A 17,797-nucleotide genomic window follows, 5' to 3' on the forward strand; every position below is an offset into this window, starting at 1 on the left:
GAGCGGTTCGCTGCATCATCGCATCTTTTGTTATAATCACAGAAGCTTCTATAGAACATCGGTTCCGATTATGCAAAGTTCCTGAGCACGGACGCGATCCAAGATGGCCGACGATTTTGTGCACTTGCACGTCCATTCCGAATATTCGCTGCTGGACGGCCTGGGGCGCATCAAGTCCCTGGTCAAGGAGGCGGTGAAGCTGGGGCAGCCGGCGCTGGCATTGACCGACCACGGCGTGATGCACGGCGCCATCGAGTTCTTCCGCGCCTGCCGCGAGGCGGGCATCCGGCCCATCATCGGCATCGAGGCTTATCAGACGGTGTGGGGTCGCCCCATGACGGGGCGCGACCCCCAGCTCGACCGCGACAACTATCACCTGCTGCTGCTGGCCAAAAACATGACCGGCTATCGGAACCTGCTCAAGATCGCCACGCGCAGCCAGTTGGACGGCTACTATTACAAGCCGCGCATCGATCATGAATTTCTCGCCGCCCACGCCGAAGGGCTGATCGCCAGCACGGGCTGCCTGGGCGCCGAGGTGCCGCAGTTGCTGGCGCAGGGCAAAGAGCGCGAGGCCTACGAACGGCTGGGCTGGTACGTCGATGTCTTCGGCAAAGAGAATTTTTTCATCGAGCTGCAGGAGCACTCGATCCCGGAGCTGGTGCAGGTCAACAAAATTCTCGTGCCCTGGGCGGAGAAGTTCGGGCTGAACCTGGTCGTCACCAACGACGTGCATTACGTGCGCGAGGAGGATGGCGGCCCGCACGACGTGCTGCTCTGTGTGCAGACCGGCGCCACGCTCGACCAGCCCAACCGCATGCGCATGAGCGACGGCAGCTATTTCCTCAAAAGCCGGGCGCAGATGGAGGCGACTTTCCGCCCCTTCATCGACCTGCCGGCGAGCGCCTTCGACCACACCCTGCGCATCGCCGAAATGTGCGAGGTGGACCTCGAAGACCCAACCTACCACCTGCCCGATCTGCCCATCCCAGAAGGCTTCACCTACGAGACCTATCTGCGCCACCTGACGGAAGAGGGCCTGCGCCGACTCTACGGCGACCGCGCCGACGACCCGGAGGTGCAGGAGCGCAAGGAGCGCGAGCTGCGCACCATCCACGAAATGGGGTTCGACGTCTACTACCTGATCGTCGCCGACCTCTGCAACTTCGCCCGCAGCCGCAACATCTGGTGGAACGTGCGCGGGTCGGGCGCCGGCTCGCTGGTCGCCTACTGCATCGGCATCACCAGCATCGACCCGCTCAAGAACAACCTGATCTTCGAGCGCTTCCTCAACCCCGGTCGCGTCACCATGCCCGACTTCGACCTGGACTTTCCCGATGACCAGCGCGAGGAGATGATCCGCTACACCGTGCAAAAATATGGGGAAAGCCAGGTCGCGCAGATCGCCACCTTCAACCGCATGAAGGCCAAAGCTGCGGTGCGCGACGTCGGCCGCGCCCAGGGCATCGAGCTGGCCAAAGTCGATTACATTGCCAAGCTCATCCCCGGCATTCCGGGCAAGCCGGTCACGATCAAGGACTGCCTGACCGAGGGGCATGAGTTCTACAACCAGGAGCTGGTCGATCTCTACAACAAAGAAACGTGGGTGCGCAAGCTGCTCGACACCGCCATGCAGCTCGAGGGCGTGGCGCGCAACGCCGGCGTGCACGCCGCCGCCGTGATCGTCGCCGACAAGGAGTTGACCCACTACACGCCGCTCATGCGCGGCAGCAAATCCACCGTGACCAGCACCATCGCCCAGTATGAATTCCCCATCCTGGAGTCGATCGGCCTGCTCAAGGTGGACTTTCTGGGGCTGAGCACGCTCTCGGTGATGCGCGAGGCCGCCCGGCTGATCAAGGAGCGCCACGGCGTCGAGTACACGCTGCAGACCATCCCCTACGAAGGCGAGGCGGCGCGCGAGGCCTTCAAGCTCCTCTCCAGCGGCGAGGTGAGCGGCGTCTTCCAGGTGGAAAGCCAGGGCATGCGTCGCGTCCTCACCGAGATGAAGCCCACCACCTTCGAGCACATCGTCGCCGTCATCTCACTGTACCGCCCCGGGCCGATGGAGTACATTCCCTCCTTCATCCGCCGCATGCACGGCCAGGAGCCGGTCGAGTACAAGCATCCCGCCCTTCAGTCGATTTTAAGTGAGACTTACGGCATCTGCGTCAGCGGCGACGCCATGATCACCGAGGCGCGCACCGGGCGCCGCTATCGTCTGGCGGACATCGGCAAGCTGCGCGAATTTTATGTGCAGGGCGTTGATGAAAACTGGCAGCCGGCGGTCGGCCGCGTGACCCACTGGATCGACAGCGGCGAAAAGCCGGTCTATCGCGTGGTGTTGCGCAACGGGGCCAGCGTCAAAGTAACCGAAGATCACCGCCTGTTGACCGAGACAGGCTGGCGTCCCTTACGAGAATTGCGCCCCGGCGACTTTGTAGCGACGCCTCCTTATCTGATAGGACCGGACGCAGCGCCCCAGCCGGAGGACCGTCGCCGTTTGCGCGTTTTGGCCTATCTGTTGGCGGATGGCAGCCTGGCGAGCATGGCGTGCGTCGACTTTGTCTCCAAGGACCCGGTGCTGTTGGCTGAATACCAACGCTGCCTGGAAGCCTTTGAGGGCGTTCGACCTCATATCACGCAGCAGGTGCGCGGCGTCATTCGCATCGGCGCCTCGAAAGAGCGGGGGAGCGCCGGCTATCATACGCCGAATGCGCTGCTGGAATGGCTGCGAGCGCTCGGCTTAAAAGCGCCGGCGGGGCAACGCCCCGGCGGGTTGCGCAGTCACGAAAAAGTGATCCCAGACTTTATTTTCGGGCTAGGAAATGAGGAGATTGCTTTTTTCCTCGCCTCTTTGTGGGATTGTGACGGATATGTAGGGCGCAAGCTTTGCCATTATAAAACCGTCTCCCAACGCCTTGCAGAACAGATTCAAACACTGTTGCTGCGGCTGGGAATTCGCTCCACCGTCTACCAATCTCACTATAGGATTGGCGCCGATCAAGCCACGCAACGCACCGGCTACCAGGTGACGGTCTATGATACGGCGAGATTTGCCGCTTGGGTGCAACCGCATATGATCACGGCAAAGCGCACCATCGCCTGCACGCAGCAGAGTTTCTCCACCCTTGCTCAACAGCCATTTCTCGACGAAGTCGACGCTGTGCGCACGTTGTCCTATCGTGGAATGATGAAGGCGTACGGCGTGGATCGCCAGCATTTTCATCCAAAGCGCCGCAACCTCTCTCGCATCTCGGCGCACGTTGCAGCGCAACTTGCCGAAGCGTTGCCTTTGCCCGAGACCCGTAAACGGCTCGGCGTGATTTGGGAAGAAATTGCATCGATTGAGTACGTTGGGGTGGAGCATGTCTATGATCTGACCGTCGAAGGACTGCACAGCTTTGTGGCCGACAACATCGTGGTTCACAACTGCGTCTATCAGGAACAAATCATTCAGATTCTAAGCCACCTCGCCGGCTACACCCCAGGTGAAGCCGATCTGTTGCGCCGCGCCATCGGCAAGAAAAAAGCGTCGGAGATTGAAAAACATAAGAAGATTTTTATTGCAGGCTGTGAAAAGAACGGAATCGATCCTGCGATCGCTGCAGAAATTTATGCGGATATAGAATTTTTTGCAAGATACGGTTTTAACAAGTCGCACGCCGCCGACTACGCCGTCATCACCGTGCAGACGGCCTATCTGAAGGCGCACTATCCGGTCGAATACATGGCGGCGCAGCTCCTGGTCGAGCGCGACAAGACGGAGAAGGTGGCCAATTTCATCAACGAATGTCGGCGCATGGGCATCGACGTGCTCCCGCCCGACGTCAACTACTCCGGCCTTGACTTTGAAATTCAACAGCGCCCCGCCGACACGCCGACGTTGGCGCACCGCGATCCGAACCTCGGCTACCCCTTCCCTGTGCCCGAAGGCAGCGCCATCCGCTTCGGCATGGCCGCCATCAAGAACGTGGGCGAAGGGCCGGTGCGGGTGATCCTGGAGGCGCGTCAGAAAGGCGGCCCTTTCAAGAGCCTGGAAGATTTCTGCGACCGCGTCGATCTGCGCCAGGTCAACAAGCGCGCGCTGGAGTGCCTGATCAAGGCGGGCGCGTTCGACCGCTTCGGCAAACGCAGCCAGCTGCTCGCCGTGCTCGACCAGATGGTGAGCGCCTCCGCCGCCGTGCACGACGCCCGCGAGAGCGGCCAACTTTCCATTTTTGACATGCTTGGGGCTGCGAAAGAGGAAGCCCATGTCTCTCCGATCAAGCTGCCGGACATCGAAGAGGTGAAGGGCCGTGAGAAGCTCCAATGGGAGAAAGAGCTGCTCGGCGTCTACTCGATCAGCCACCCGCTGCACCAGCTCAAGATCGACTTCAAACGCATCACCACTTGCTCCTGCGCCGAGCTGGACGAACGCTACGACGGCAAAGGCGTGACGCTGGCGGGAGTGATCACGAACGTGCGCGTCATCAACACCAAAAAAGGCGACCAGATGGCCTTCGTCCAATTGGAAGACCTGCAAGGCGGCTGCGAGGTGGTCTTTTTCCCCAAAGCCTACGCCGAATTCAAAGAGAAGCTTGTCGTAGATTCGGTGGTGATCGTCAAAGGCAAGGCGCAGACGCGCGAAGGCCAGACGACGCTGCTGGCCGACATTGTGCAGACGCACGTGGAAAGTTACATCGGTGTCGAGGAGGAGACGCCGGCCTTGCAGACGCCCCTGTTTCAGGATGCGCCGCCCCAGAATGGCGCTGCGCCGTCGACGAGGGGTGGAAATGGGTTCGCAAGCGACATGGAAGCGTGGGAAGAAGCGGAGATGAGTCCCTTCTACAACGAACCGCCGCAGTGGACGGACGACGAGGAAGCGGACGCCGTCGCATTGTCGCCAGCGGCGGAACCGTCGGCGATTCCCATCCACGGCGAAGCAAAAAGCCCCGAAGACCAACACAGCTTCCAGAACGGCGCTGCGTTGCACAGCGCAGAAAGCGCCGCCCCGTCAAAAATCGGGCCGGAGGCAGAACCGGTCGAGCCTGAAACGTCCGAAACGGCGGCGGATAAGACGCAGCGATCCGCCTCTGAATCATCGCCTGAAGCGTCATCCGTTGCCTCCGGCGAGGAGACGCGTCGTCCGTCAATCTCCAAAGTCGTTTCCCATCCCCGTCCGATGCGCCGGCTGTTGATCAACTTCCGTCGCACCGGCAATCTCGAACGCGATAAGTATCGGCTCCGAGAGCTCTACGAAACCGTGCGAGAGCCGAAAGGCCGCGATGCGTTCGTCATTCGGCTTCTAGACAACGGCAGAATCGTAGAGCTCTCCTTTCCTAACGACGGCTGCACAATCACCGAGAAGCTCAAGACGGAGCTTCAGAAACATTTCCGGGTGGACTATGAGATTGAGGAGCTGGCCGAACCCTGACGCGGCCTGAACAAGGCGTCATCGGGTCGAGACGGGAAGCTGCAACGGCTCCTCATGCAGCTTTCGCCAGGCGCGGTTGTAGTAAAGCAGCGGTCTACGCGCTTCTGACGCGCTGGCGGCCACCACCTCGCCGACGAAGATCGTGTGATCTCCGCCGTCATAGGCGTGACGCACGCGGCAATCGAGCCAGCCCGGCACCCCCGGCAAAATCGGCGCGCCGGTCACCGCGTTCTGAACCTCGATATCGGCAAAGCGGTCCGCCAACTCCGGCGTCATGCCGGCGAAGCGCATTCCCCATTCCAGATGCTCCACCCCCAAAATATTCACGGCGAAAAAGCCGCTCTGTTCGATCGCCTGATGGGTGAACAACTTGCGCGCCACGCAGATCAGAATTTGCGGCGGCTGCAGACTTACGCTGGTCAGCGAGCTGGCAGTGATGCCCACCGGACGACCATCCCCGCTCAACGTCGTCACCACGGTCACGCCAGACGCCCACTGCGCCATCGCATCTTTGAAAGTTTGTGCATCCACGCTCATTGGATTCATCTCCACAGTTTTCGACTGATTCAATCGTTGCGCAACGATGCGGTCGCCTCCCAGGATACGCCTTTCAGGAGGTTTTAAACTCCTTGAGAGATCGGCCAGCTGCGCAATTTCTTTGATTTCATCACAGTACGCCTCAAGTGAAATCACGGGATGTAAGGGCAACTCCCCTCACCTGCGTGCGTCTCGAAGCGACCGCTCACAAATTTTAACATCAAAGCGTTGATTGGGGGCGCAGCGCTTTTGACAGAAAAACCAATGAAGCCGACAATGGCGGACAAAAATTGTGAAAAGAAGCACAAATCGACATTCACCTGCGAAGTCTATTGGGAAGCGATCAAAAATGAATCGATCCATTGCAAGCCTTTTGTTCATCTCGGCGGCGCTCTTAAGCGCCGTGTTGGCGTTAAGCGGCTGCGGCGACGAGACGGCGACCCTGGCGACGAGCACGCCGATCGCGGTGTACACGCCCTGGTCTACGGAGCCGGCGACAGCCGCCTCTTCTCTTGCAGCCTCCCCGGCGACGCCCACCGCCAGCCCGGTTGCGACGCTTGTCCCTTCGCCGACGCCGCAGCCGACAGACACGCCATCGCCGTCACCGACGGCGACCGCAACGGCCACCGCCTCGCCGACGGCGACGCCTTCACCCCAGCCAACGCCGACCGAAGCAGCCGCCGAGCCGCCCTCCACAGACGGCGCCCCCGCCACGACCCCCTCCGCCGATGCACCGACGGACGGGCTGCCTGCGGAGCTCGCCGCGCAGCTCGCCACCGCCGATCCCGACAACGGCGAACAGCTGACCGTTGTCTATGGCTGCATCGCCTGCCATTCCTTGCAGGCAGGGCAAACGACGGTGGGCCCCTCCTGGCACAATCTGGGGGCGGTTGCAGCGACGCGCGTGGAAGGCCAGTCGGCTGAAGCCTATCTCTACTTCAGCATCGTGGACCCCAACGCGCATCTGGTCGAAGGCTTCCAGGCAGGGTTGATGCCCGCCACCTACCAGGACATGCTCACGGCGGAGCAGATCGCCGACATCATCGCCTATCTATTGACGCTCAAGGCCGATTGAGTCGATGCAGTGATCGTTCATAGCGATCGTTCATTTGGGAGGCCATCTCGGGTTTGATAAAATTCCCCTGACGATGAACGGCGCTTCTCATCCGAAAATGAAATGAAGTGAGCCTATTATTTCAATCCGGATAGCTTTGCGAATCATTCCAGACAGGTGCAAAAGGAGACGGTCACGCCATGAAAGCCATGCTCTATCTCCGCGGAAAAGAAGAGCCTGCGGCCATTCTGGACGAAGTGAAGATTGTCACCATGAATGACAACCACAAGCTCAGCCCCATTCGGGTGATGTTCAAAACCCGGAAATTCAACGCTGGCCCCACCATGACCGAGCTGCACCGCGACGAGAAAATGCATGTGCGCTTCGAGGACGGCCGCTCCGCCGATGTGTTGTTGCAACATTTTAGCCTGGATACAGAAGGCAACACCGTAGGCGTGTTGCGCGTGTTGGGCGACATCGTGGAAACGGAGCCTGCATAGCCGCTGCGGCATGGATGGAACTGCGCCGCGCTTTCTGGCGTCTGATCGAATGACGACCGGCCAGCTTGTCAGGCTGGCCGGTCTGGTTGTGCTTGAAAGACAGGTCGTAAGCGACCGGAGCGTTCACGCAAAGACGCACAAAAGCGGTTGAACTTATGTCAGCGATCGTTCCAGAGCATTCCGCATCGACGCTCTCAACGCCCCCTTCAAAGCCCTCTCGTCGCTCTAATTTCTGGGTGGGGTTCGCCGTGGGCTTCAGCCTGTTGACCATCGTCAGCTGCAGCGGCGTTGGCCTCGCCTTGGGCGTCAATCGGCTGAACCTGGCGGAGCTGCAGGGCGCCAAAGCAGCCTGGACGCCTCCTCCCTACACGCCGACGCCCACGCCGGCGCCGACGACAAGTGCAGGGCTTGCCAACCTCTCCACGCGCTTTGCGCCCCAACAGACGGTGCGCAACCTGACCAACAGCCGCGTCAACGTGCGCGCCACGCCGGGTTATTTGAGCAAGCCCGCCGGCGACGTCTTGGGCATGGTGGCTCCAGGCGCCACGCTTCTGATCCTCGGCGAAAATCAGCTTGCGGACAACCTGACCTGGTGGCGCGTGCGCGCCACGTTGACGGACGGCCGCGTGGTCGAAGGCTGGGTGGCCGAAGCGACAGCCTCAGGCGTGCAGATTCTGGGCGAGTAGCTCAGTTCGTCGCCTCATGCCAGCCCAGCAAAGAGGGCGACTCTGGATCGTGGGCGGCGTAATTGGCGGCTGCGCGGGTGAAGCTGCGGGTGGCGTAGCAATATTGACAGCCGAAAAGGCAGGAGTCGTACATGCCGATGTCGCGGCTTGTCACGCAGCCGCAGGCGTCGCGCTGTCCGGAGTCTTTTTTGAGGTCGAGACGCAGGCCAAAGATGCGCGCGATCAGGGCGTCGTCGATGCACTTGCCCGGCTGCACGCCGTAGCCGCTCAGGTCTAACTCCTCTGCGCAGCTCACAATCTCCATCTCGCAGCGCGTCGCCGTCTCGACCAGGCTGTGCATCAACCCGTCAAAATCGGGAACGCCTTCCGGCGTCTGGTCGGGAATCGTCACCCCCTGGGCGACCCGGTTGCGCAAGCGGGATTGCACTTTGCGATACATATCCACGACGCTGATCACCACGCGTTCGGTGTATCCCCGCAATTGCGCCGCGATCCAGGCGAACCGTTCGCGGTGAAACGCGGCGTCGGTGAGGGAGCTGAACAGGAGCGGGTCGTAGCGCCAGATCACGCGCTCACGCCCGACGCGCTCCGACAGCCGGCGAAAGGTCTCGATGGCCGTCTCCACCGGCGGCGTTTTTGTTTCCAACAGACGGGGATAATCGAGGATCGTGTACTGGAAATAATAGCGATACCCGCGTGCCTCGAGTTCATCGAGCGAAGCCATCAGCGGCTGCGCATTGCGCGTCCAGAAGACGATGACGTCCACATCCTCCGGCCGCAGCGAGATGCGGCTGACCTGGCGCGGGTTGAAGGGGTTAGGGACGGTGCAAGCGCCGGCGCGTATGCGGTTCATGAACCATGTTGCGTAAAAGGCAGGGATGTCGGTGCGACGACTGGCGCTGATGATCATAGTCAAAGCATACAACATCCGGCTTCGATTGCCCGAACGCTCGGGTAGGGTTTTCCCTCCGGATTGTGTACAATACAGAAAAGATGGTTGTTTGACCGTGCAAAGGTCATCTCTTATCGATTATATACGCTTTTCTGGCTTATCCAGAGGAAAACTCTATGCCCTTGCTTCCGCCCACCATCGCCATGCGCGAAGTCCCGCGTCTTCGTCCGGTGCGTCAGATTTTTCCACGCCCGCGACATCCCGATGTCTACGCCGGCGCATACGCCGAAGCCGCGGCGCAACTGCGCGCCCTGGGTGCGCGGCCCGGCGCCCGCGTGGCCATCGGCGCAGGCAGCCGCGGCATCCGCGACATTGTCACGGTGGTCAAGGCGACCGTGGCCGCCTGCAAAGACGCCGGGCTGTCGCCCTTTGTCACGCCGGCGATGGGCAGCCACGGCGGCGGCACGGCGGAAGGGCAGCGCCAGGTGCTCGAACATCTCGGCGTGACGGAGGAGAACGTGGGCGCGCCCATCATCTCCGACACGGCGGTCGAGCAGATCGGCGTGACAAGCTGGGGGATGCCGGTCTACTTCGACAAGGTGGCGCTCTCGGCGGACTACATCGTGCCGGTCAACCGCGTCAAGCCGCACACGGACTTCGCCGGCACGCACGAAAGCGGGCTGTGCAAGATGCTCGTCATCGGCTTCGCCAATCACATCGGCTGCTCGCGCGTGCATGAGGAGACCTTCGCCCGCTTTCATGAGGTGATCCCGGCCACCGCCGCCGTCGTGCTGGAGAAGGTTCCGGTCGCCTTCGGCATGGCGATTGTGGAGAACGCCTACGACGAGACCTATATCGTCGAGGCGGTGCCGCGCGAACGCATCCTGGCGCGCGAGGCGGAGCTGCTGCGCATCGCCTACGCCAATATGGCGCGCCTCCATTTCGATCACATCGACGTGCTCATCGTCGACGAAATCGGCAAGAACATCAGCGGCGCGGGCATGGACCCCAACATCACGGGGCGCACGGCCGGGGGCATTCTGCCAGGGTACACCGGCCCCACCATCACGCGCATCATTGTGGCCGGCCTGACCGAAGCCACCGCCGGCAACGCCATCGGCATGGGCGTGGCCGACTTCACGACGGCCCATCTCGCTGCGCAGTTTAAGCCCGAGCCGACCTACACCAACGCCATCGCTGCGGGCACGCCGGAGAGCGCGCGGCTGCCCGTCGTGTTGCCCACGCTCGACGACGCCGTGCGCGCTGCGCTGCATTCCTGCGGCATCGGCGACTGGTCGCAGGCGGCCATCGTGCGCATCAAGAACACGCTGCACATCGACAAAATTTGGGTCTCCGACGCGCTGGCGCCTGTGGTCGAAGCCAATCCCAATCTGGAGTGGCTGCAGGAAGGATGAAAACGGTCAGCGCCCGTTCACCCTCAGCGTCGTCTCCACGTCTTGTCCATGCGTAAGGCCATAGGGCAGGCAGAGGGGAAGCCCCGTGCGTGGGTCGGGCATCACGTCGGCGTCCACGCCGAAAACCTCGCGCAGCAGCGTCGGCGTAACCACGTTGCGCGGGTCGCCGCTGGCGACGATGCAGCCGTTGCGCAACGCCACAATATGCTGGGCATGCCGCGTAGCGTGGTTGAGATCGTGCACAACCATGACGATTGTACGCCCTTCCTCACGATTCAACCTTTCAAGCAAATGCAAGACTTCAATCTGGTGCGCAAGGTCAAGAAAAGTGGTCGGCTCATCGAGTAAAATAATATTGGTCTCTTGCGCCAGGGTCATGGCAATCCAGGCGCGCTGACGCTGGCCGCCGGACAATGCATCGACTGGGCGATCGGCCAGCGCTGCTATTCCGGTGATCTCCAAGGCTTTAATCACGGCGGCTTCATCATCCGCCGCCCACTGTTGAAACCACGACTGATGCGGGTAACGTCCCTGCGCCACCAACTCTCGCACGGTCAATCCTTCCGGAGCCACAGGTCCTTGAGGCAAAATGCCGAGCTGTTTGGCCAGCTCGCGCGTCGGGAGTCGATGAATATCCTGCCCGTTGAGTAAAACGGCCCCTCCACGCGGCTTGAGCAGCCTTGCCAACCCGCGCAGCAATGTGCTCTTGCCGCAGCCGTTCGGCCCTACGAGCGCTGTAATCTTACCAGCGGGGATGGTTAATCCTAGCGCCTCAATGATGATGGCTTTGTCGTATGCAAGCGTTAAATCCTGAGCTTTCAGCATGGTCTATCGTTTATATCCTTGGATTAACAAGTAGATAAAGAAAGGCGCTCCGATGGCGGCCGTCACCAGCCCGCAGGGGAGCTCGATCGGCGCCAGCAGCGTGCGTCCGACCAAGTCGGCGGCCACGACGATGAAGGCGCCGAGCACGCCGGAGACGGGCAGCACGCCTTCGTGCAGCGGGCCCACCAGCCGTCTCGCCAGATGAGGGGCCACCAAGCCGACGAAGCCAATGGCGCCGGCTGCGGCGACGCTGGCGCCGGCGAGCGCCACCACGGTCAAAAGCAGCAGGCCGCGCTTAAGAGCCACCTGGCTACCCAGTCCGTTCGCCACTTCTTCTCCAAGGTTCAGCGCGTTCAAATCGCGCGCCAAAAGGAATGCTGTAGGAATAAAGATAATGAGCCAGGGCGCCAGCGCCCAGAATTCGGCCCACGAACGCCCATAGACGCTGCCTGTGAGCCAGATCATAGCGCGCTGCACGTTGTAGATGTCGCCGAAAGTCATTATCAGCGTCGTCAACGCGCCGGTCACGGAGGCCAGACCGATGCCCACCAGCACCAGGCGGACAGGCGAGTCGCCTTTGCGCCAGGCCAGAAGGTAGATGAGCAATGCGGCGAGCGCCGCGCCGGCGAAGGCGGCCAAAGGCACGGCGCTCGCTGGCGCAGCGCGCACGACGACGATCAAGGTGACGGCGGCCAGGCTTGCGCCGGCGCTGATGCCGATGATGCCCGGTTCTGCGAGCGGATTGCGCGTAATGCCTTGCATGATGGCGCCGGCCACGCCCAAAGCCAACCCTACAGAGGCCGCCACCAACATGCGCGGCAGGCGCAGAATATTGACGACAAAATGATAGTCGGCGTTATCGGTGGACAGCCTCAACACGGTTTTAACCACGTCTAACGGTGCAATGGGATATTCGCCGACGCCCATGTTGATGACCATCAATGCCACCGTCGCTGCGAGGACGCCAAGAAGCACAGGGGGCACGCGTCGATCGATGCGCAGTGAAAGAGGCGGACGTTCGTTGCGCACAATCACCCAGGGTTCCGTCGTCATCGTTTCACCCTCCAACGCACCAAATAAATAAAGAAGGGTCCGCCGATCAGCGCGGTCATCACGCCGACGGGCAACTCGGTGGGGCGCAGCACCATGCGCGCTGCCACGTCGGCCATGAGCAAGAAGATGGCGCCGGTGAGGGCGGCGTAGGGCAAAACCCAACGATAGTCCACCCCGACAATCGCGCGCACCGCATGAGGGATGACCAGGCCGATGAATCCGATAGGGCCGGCCACCGCCACGGCGCCGCCTGCCAACAACACCACCGCAACGGCCGAAAGAGCCTTCACCCAGCCGGTGTTCTGCCCTAGCCCCTTGGCGATGTCTTCGCCGAGGGAGATAGTGGTAATCTGCCGTCCTAACGCCATCGCTATCACCAGCCCCACGGTCAGATAGGGCATGGCTTGAAGGAGCAAATTCAGATCGCGGCCTGCTACAGAGCCGGCCATCCAGAAGCGCACTTCTTCCAGCGTCGTCTGATCGAACAACAGGATCAGTGTAGTCAGCGAGGACAACAGCGCCGTCAGCGCCGCCCCTGCAATGGTTAACTTAAAGGGCGTTGGTCCGCCTCGACCGATGGAGCCCAGGGCGTAGACGGCGGCGGCGGTCAAGGCGGCGCCGGTGAAAGCGAAGAGCGCGTAGAGCGTCAGCGAGCCGATGTTGAAGAAATAGACTGCGGCCACGACGCCCAACGCAGCGCCCGTCTGAATGCCAAGAATGCCTGGGTCGGCCAGTGGGTTGCGCGTCAGCCCCTGCATGATGGCGCCCGCCACCGCCAGCGATGCGCCCACCATCACCGCCACGGCTGCGCGCGGGATGCGCAGCGTCTGGATAATTAAATGTTGCGTATTTTCCGAATTAAAAGCAAAGACCGCTTCCATCACTGCGCGTGGAGCAATGTCCGCTGCGCCAAAGGCGATGCTGAACACCATCGTCAGTGCAAGCAATGCCAGGCCGATGGGGATGCCAGCCAACAAGAGCGCGGTTGAGCGGCGTCGTCGAAGAGGGTTCGCCGTTTTCGGAGATGAACGGCTTGTCAAGGTGGTTACAGTCATGGGAAGTCCCCTGATTGGTGGGATCATGCAAAGTCAAGGTTTGTTTATTGCGCAGTCACCGCTTGTTCGATGACATCCAGGACCTGCAAGGCAGCCAGCGGTCCGCCGATGCTGGTCCAAACGGCGCCATCCACCAAGATGAGATGCCCTTGCTTAACGACATCCAACGACTGAACCAGCGGATCTTTCAGCGCCTCTTCCAGCGCACTGGCGCCTTCTGCATTCAATGCACCAACAAAAAGCCAGTCTTTATCGATTGACTCCAACGCTTCCAGGCTAAGGGGATCGGAGTGCGCACCATGGTTGCCTGCCAGCGTCTGCAATTCAGCCGGCGGCGTGAATCCGACGTCGGCCAAGATGCGGTTGGAGAAGGTCTGAGGCATCATCACAACCGGCCCTTGGGGCATCCAGCGAACGACGGCGGCCTCCGCTCCCGCCGGAATAGCGGTGCGAATGGCGCTGACCCTTTGGTTATATTCGGCCAGAAATGCATCTGCGCGATCATCGAGATTCAACACGTGGGCAATGCTTTTAAAGGCAGTTTTCCAATCATCGTTCGCTTGAAATGTGGCGACGACCGGCGCAATTTGACTCAACTCCGGCGCCAGCGCCTCAATCTGCGGAATCATGGCGCCGACCAGGATCAGGTCAGGCTTCAATGCCACAATTTGCTCCAACGAAGGCTCGGCCAGCGAGCCCACCGAGAGGATTCCTTCGGTCTGATCACCCAAATATGCCGGCAACCCGGGTTGGCCACGTCCGTTGACCGAGCCAACAGGCTTTAAGCCTAACGCCAAGGCGCTGTCCAGCTCGATTTCGGTGAGCGTGACAATGCGTTTGGGATGAGCTGGGATCGCGACCTCGTTGCCCTTTGCGTCGGTGATTGTGCGGGTGACGCTCTCGGCGGTAGGAGCGGCTTCCTCGGCGACCGGCGTTGTTTCCGCTGTGTCCATCGTTGCATTTGCTGCTTCTTCGGGCGCAGCGTTGGCGGCTTCGCTTATTGTCGCTTCGTGATTTATAGAAGTGGATGGCGTCACGACCGGCGCGCACGCCGTCAATATCGTAACGCTGAAAAGGATCAAAAGAGAAAGGGATTGGTTCACAAAGATGTTACGCATACACACCTCTGTCAAATTGGATTTCCATATTGAGTGAGACACTTGTATCGACAGCACGATAAAAACAATTGAAGGCGTCGCCCTTCTTCTTATTCCACCCAGCGCACCTTCTCCGCCAGCGGGCGCCGTTTCCCTTGCGGCCAGGGGACGGCCGGCCGCCCTACGTATAGAAAACCGTATAGCTGCGTGGATGGGGCGAACCCTACGACCTCCGCAACATGAGGATGAATCGCCGGTGCACCGCTAGTCCATTTGCTGGCCAGTCCTAGAGCGCTTGCCATCAACTGCATGTTGTGCACAGCGCAGCCAAACGCTATCAGTTCTTCCCATTCCGGCATCTTGGGATCGGGATGCATTCCCAGCGCAATCCACACCGGCGCCTGCCAGACGCGTTCGCGTTGATTGCGCTCACCCGCCTCTGTGGAGGGGCTGTCGGAGTTCAAAAGCCGAAACGCTGTCGCGAAGGCCTCCCCGAGGATCCGTCGCGCCTCTCCGCTGTAGACCACGAAGCGCCAAGGTTCGGTCTGGCCGTGACTGGGTGCCCAGTTGGCGGCTTCGAGCATCTGCTCCACCAGCGCACGGTCGATCGGCTCTGGCGAGAGGTCTTTCAAGCCAAAGCTACGTCGAGTGCTGATGGCGTTGAAAAGCTGCAGAGCAGTCTGTCTATCTCGTTCAGGCGGCGCAGTTCGATTGACGTCGGCTAGGTGGTCTATTGTATTGGTCTTAATCACCGTTTTTCTCCTGATGCTTTCTGTTTTTGCCAGTGGTTTCTTATGGTCCACTCAACACCGGCGTTGCGGCAGCCGCGCCGGCCAAGTAAGTGAAGAGGTCATCGAGGACTTTGTTGGCCAAAAGATAGGTCTGGGAGCGCCACCAGTAGCCTGGAACAAAGTAGGAGCGCCCATTTTTGACCGCATTTAATGCTCGCCACAGAGGCTTTTCCTCCAGCGACTTGATGAAGGCCGTCTCTTTGGCTGTCGTCTCCGGATCGGCGGAGGCGTAAGTGAAGTAAAAAATTACGTCTCCATCGGCCAAGTCGAGTCGCTCTTCGGAGATGGAAATATACTGGCTGGCTCCATAACGCTCCTTTGCAGCGTCGCCGACGAGCGACTGCGCCTCAGGGCGAGAGAGACCGACGTCGGCCAGGATGGCGCCGGGAGGCGTATCGGGCATCCATAGGGAGATGCCATAGGTGCTGACGGCCATTACCGAGACTTTTAGGGTGGATGGATCACCCAGGGCGGCGCGCAATTCGGCGACGCGCGCGTCATAATTGGCTTTCATCTCGACGTAGAGATCGGGGACATTCAGCACTTCGCTCCAAAATTGCGCACCGAGCTTCCAGTCGTTATAAATGACCGGATCGGCGACCACAACCGGGGCGATTGCAAGCGCTTGGTCTACATCGATGGTCTCGCCTGCACTGGTGCCGCCTACGGCCAGGATCAAGTCGGGCTTGAGGGCAAGCACCTTTTCCAAACTGGCGGGATAGCCCACGTCTTCCACCGAGGTCAGCCGGTCGGCGAATTGGGGAAGCATGACCGGCAATTCTCGCAAAAGCCACCCGCTCGTTGCCAACAACGTTTTGTTTGTCATCAACGTTAATTCGGCGGAGGCGACGTCCAACGCAATGATCCGTTGTGGATTGTCAGGAATGCAGATGGGATCGGTCGCCAGCAACTTGTGATCAAAGAGATGGAAGCCCGCCGCGCACGTTTCAGCGGCCGCGCTCGCCGGCTCCAGCCTCAGGATATCGGCTAAACGCGGCGCCAACTGGTCAAAGGCGATGGGTAGGCTGAGCACGCTGCTGAAGACCAACGCAGGACCGGCCAGGTCGTTGTTCCCAGAAGCGTCCAACCAGATCACGCGGCCTTCCTGCGCCACCTTGAGCGATTGATAGATCGGGTTAGCTTCGATGGCCTGGCGCTCCTCGGCGCTGACCGTCCAGATCAACACATCGACGTCGAACATGTCGAGCCGCTCGCCGCTGATGGCGCCGTAGAAAGAATCGCCCGCGATCGCCGCCAACTCGGGCGGCAGCACAAATCCCAGCGAGGTCAAAAAGCGCATGCGTTCGTGCTGTTCGCCGGAGAAGAGAAATTGACCGTCGGCCCCGGGTGAGGCGATCACCGCCGTCTTCCCGGCAAACCCCGGATATTGGGCGCGCAGCGCGGCGAAGCGCGCCTCCATTTCCGCCACTTTTTCCCGGGCGAGCGCCTCTTTGCCCAAGGCTCGACCGATGATAAGCGTCTGTTCTTGCCAGGGCACGCCAAAATCGACGTACGCATCGCTTTGGGCGATGGTGGGTGCAATTGTGCTCAGCGTGGCGTATTCCTCCTCGGTGAAGCCCGCCGAAACGCCGATAATCAGGTCCGGCTTTAAGGCGGCGATGGCCTCATAGTTCAGTTCGCCGTAAGGCATATTGAGCAGTACGGGCGGGTCACCTTGAATGTAAGGAGTGGCCCACGGCCAGATGCCGTTGGGCTGATCGCCGAACCAGTAGCGCACGCCGATCGGCGTGACGCCCATGGCGAGAATCGGGTCTTGGTCATTGAATCCCAGCGAAAGCACGCGTTTCGGTTCGCTCGGAATGGTGGTGACGCCAAATTTATGTTCAATTGTAATCGGAAAGGCCGTTTGCGCCGTGGACGTAGCGGCAGTAGATTCAGTCGCCGGCGCAGCAGTTGGCGCACACGCAGTTAATAGCGAGACAGGCCACAACAAAACAAGGGACAAGAGCAACGCAAAAGGGAAAGAAATTTTTATTGACATAACTAATTTCTCCGGTCTAATTATCTAGAGTAGTACTCAATCACGAGCTGTAAATCGCAAAGGATCGGCGCTTCATCCGGTTGGGGCAGACGCGCCAACTGCGCCGAAAAAGCGTCTTTGTCCAGTGTCACATAGGCTGGCGGATGGGCGTTGCTTAAGCTCTCCTGTACCAGCGGCATGCGTCGGCTTTTTTCCTTGACGGTGACAATCTGACCGGGTTTGAGCTGGTAGCCGGGCAAGTTGACAGGTCTGCCATCGACGTGAACATGTCCGTGAGAAACGAATTGCCGAGCTGCGTAGATGGTGTTGACAAAACCGGCGCGCAGCACGAACGCGTCGAGGCGAGATTCCAACAGTTGCACCAGCACTTCGCCTGTGACGCCCGATTTGCGCATAGCCCTGGCTACGTAATTGCGCATCTGCCGTTCATGGATGTTGTATTGAGCGCGCAGCTTCTGCTTTTCAAGCAGTTGG

The 17,797-nt window shown here is 60.5% G+C and carries 14 protein-coding genes; 5 read left to right on the forward strand and 9 right to left on the reverse strand.

Going from position 1 to position 17,797, the window contains the following annotated elements:
- Positions 1–103: 103 nt before the first annotated feature.
- Positions 104–5,416, forward strand: a complete 5,313-nt coding sequence (gene dnaE / locus Q0367_RS16700) for a DNA polymerase III subunit alpha (protein WP_298983637.1) — start codon at positions 104–106, stop codon at positions 5,414–5,416.
- Between the two features lie 18 nt (positions 5,417–5,434).
- Here the strand turns inward: dnaE and Q0367_RS16705 are convergent, their stop codons facing one another.
- Positions 5,435–5,953, reverse strand: a complete 519-nt coding sequence (locus Q0367_RS16705) for a flavin reductase family protein (RefSeq protein ID WP_297637693.1) — start codon at positions 5,951–5,953, stop codon at positions 5,435–5,437.
- Positions 5,954–6,302: 349 nt separating this feature from the next.
- Here Q0367_RS16705 and Q0367_RS16710 point away from each other — a divergent pair, with 349 nt between their 5' ends.
- The 3 genes from Q0367_RS16710 to Q0367_RS16720 all read left to right on the forward strand — a co-directional run bounded on the left by Q0367_RS16710 (position 6,303) and on the right by Q0367_RS16720 (position 8,193).
- On the forward strand, positions 6,303–7,028 hold the full coding sequence (locus tag Q0367_RS16710; RefSeq protein ID WP_297637690.1) for a cytochrome c family protein: 726 nt from the start codon (positions 6,303–6,305) through the stop codon (positions 7,026–7,028).
- A gap of 179 nt (positions 7,029–7,207) precedes the next feature.
- Positions 7,208–7,507 (forward strand): hypothetical protein, encoded by a 300-nt coding sequence (locus tag Q0367_RS16715; RefSeq protein WP_297637687.1) that lies wholly within the window; start codon positions 7,208–7,210, stop codon positions 7,505–7,507.
- A gap of 155 nt (positions 7,508–7,662) precedes the next feature.
- Positions 7,663–8,193 carry a hypothetical protein gene (locus tag Q0367_RS16720; protein ID WP_298983640.1) on the forward strand — a complete coding sequence of 177 codons (531 nt, stop codon included), beginning with the start codon at positions 7,663–7,665 and terminating at the stop codon, positions 8,191–8,193.
- 1 nt (position 8,194) lies between these two features.
- Here Q0367_RS16720 and Q0367_RS16725 read toward each other — a convergent pair whose 3' ends face one another.
- A complete protein-coding gene (locus tag Q0367_RS16725; protein WP_298983660.1) occupies positions 8,195–9,103 on the reverse strand; it encodes a DUF1848 domain-containing protein in 909 nt (302 codons plus the stop codon).
- A 158-nt stretch (positions 9,104–9,261) separates the two neighbouring features.
- On the opposite strand from Q0367_RS16725, the gene Q0367_RS16730 reads away from it, so the two are divergent.
- Positions 9,262–10,500, forward strand: coding sequence for a DUF362 domain-containing protein (locus Q0367_RS16730; protein ID WP_298983643.1), 1,239 nt, complete (start codon positions 9,262–9,264; stop codon positions 10,498–10,500).
- A gap of 6 nt (positions 10,501–10,506) precedes the next feature.
- Here the strand turns inward: Q0367_RS16730 and Q0367_RS16735 are convergent, their stop codons facing one another.
- The 7 genes from Q0367_RS16735 to rpsD all read right to left on the reverse strand — a co-directional run.
- Entirely contained in the window at positions 10,507–11,325 is an 819-nt protein-coding gene (locus tag Q0367_RS16735) for an ABC transporter ATP-binding protein (protein ID WP_298983645.1), read from the reverse strand.
- Between the two features lie 3 nt (positions 11,326–11,328).
- The gene (locus Q0367_RS16740; protein WP_298983647.1) at positions 11,329–12,378 is read right to left on the reverse strand and encodes an iron ABC transporter permease; all 1,050 of its coding nucleotides are present in this window, start codon (positions 12,376–12,378) and stop codon (positions 11,329–11,331) included.
- A complete protein-coding gene (locus Q0367_RS16745; RefSeq protein WP_298983649.1) occupies positions 12,375–13,433 on the reverse strand; it encodes an iron ABC transporter permease in 1,059 nt (352 codons plus the stop codon). Before Q0367_RS16745 ends, Q0367_RS16740 begins: the two co-directional genes overlap by 4 nt.
- Positions 13,434–13,477: 44 nt before the next feature.
- The gene (locus Q0367_RS16750; RefSeq protein ID WP_298983651.1) at positions 13,478–14,608 is read right to left on the reverse strand and encodes an ABC transporter substrate-binding protein; all 1,131 of its coding nucleotides are present in this window, start codon (positions 14,606–14,608) and stop codon (positions 13,478–13,480) included.
- A 32-nt stretch (positions 14,609–14,640) separates the two neighbouring features.
- Complete coding sequence (locus Q0367_RS16755; RefSeq protein WP_298983654.1) at positions 14,641–15,282, reverse strand: nitroreductase; 642 nt, start codon at positions 15,280–15,282, stop codon at positions 14,641–14,643.
- A gap of 40 nt (positions 15,283–15,322) precedes the next feature.
- Positions 15,323–17,323 carry an iron-siderophore ABC transporter substrate-binding protein gene (locus tag Q0367_RS16760; protein ID WP_298983656.1) on the reverse strand — a complete coding sequence of 667 codons (2,001 nt, stop codon included), beginning with the start codon at positions 17,321–17,323 and terminating at the stop codon, positions 15,323–15,325.
- A gap of 20 nt (positions 17,324–17,343) precedes the next feature.
- A partial coding sequence (rpsD, locus tag Q0367_RS16765; protein ID WP_298983658.1) for a 30S ribosomal protein S4 occupies positions 17,344–17,797 on the reverse strand: 454 nt, incomplete at its 5' end.

Source organism: uncultured Caldilinea sp. (assembly GCF_937128415.1).
In the GTDB taxonomy this organism is placed as follows: domain Bacteria; phylum Chloroflexota; class Anaerolineae; order Caldilineales; family Caldilineaceae; genus Caldilinea.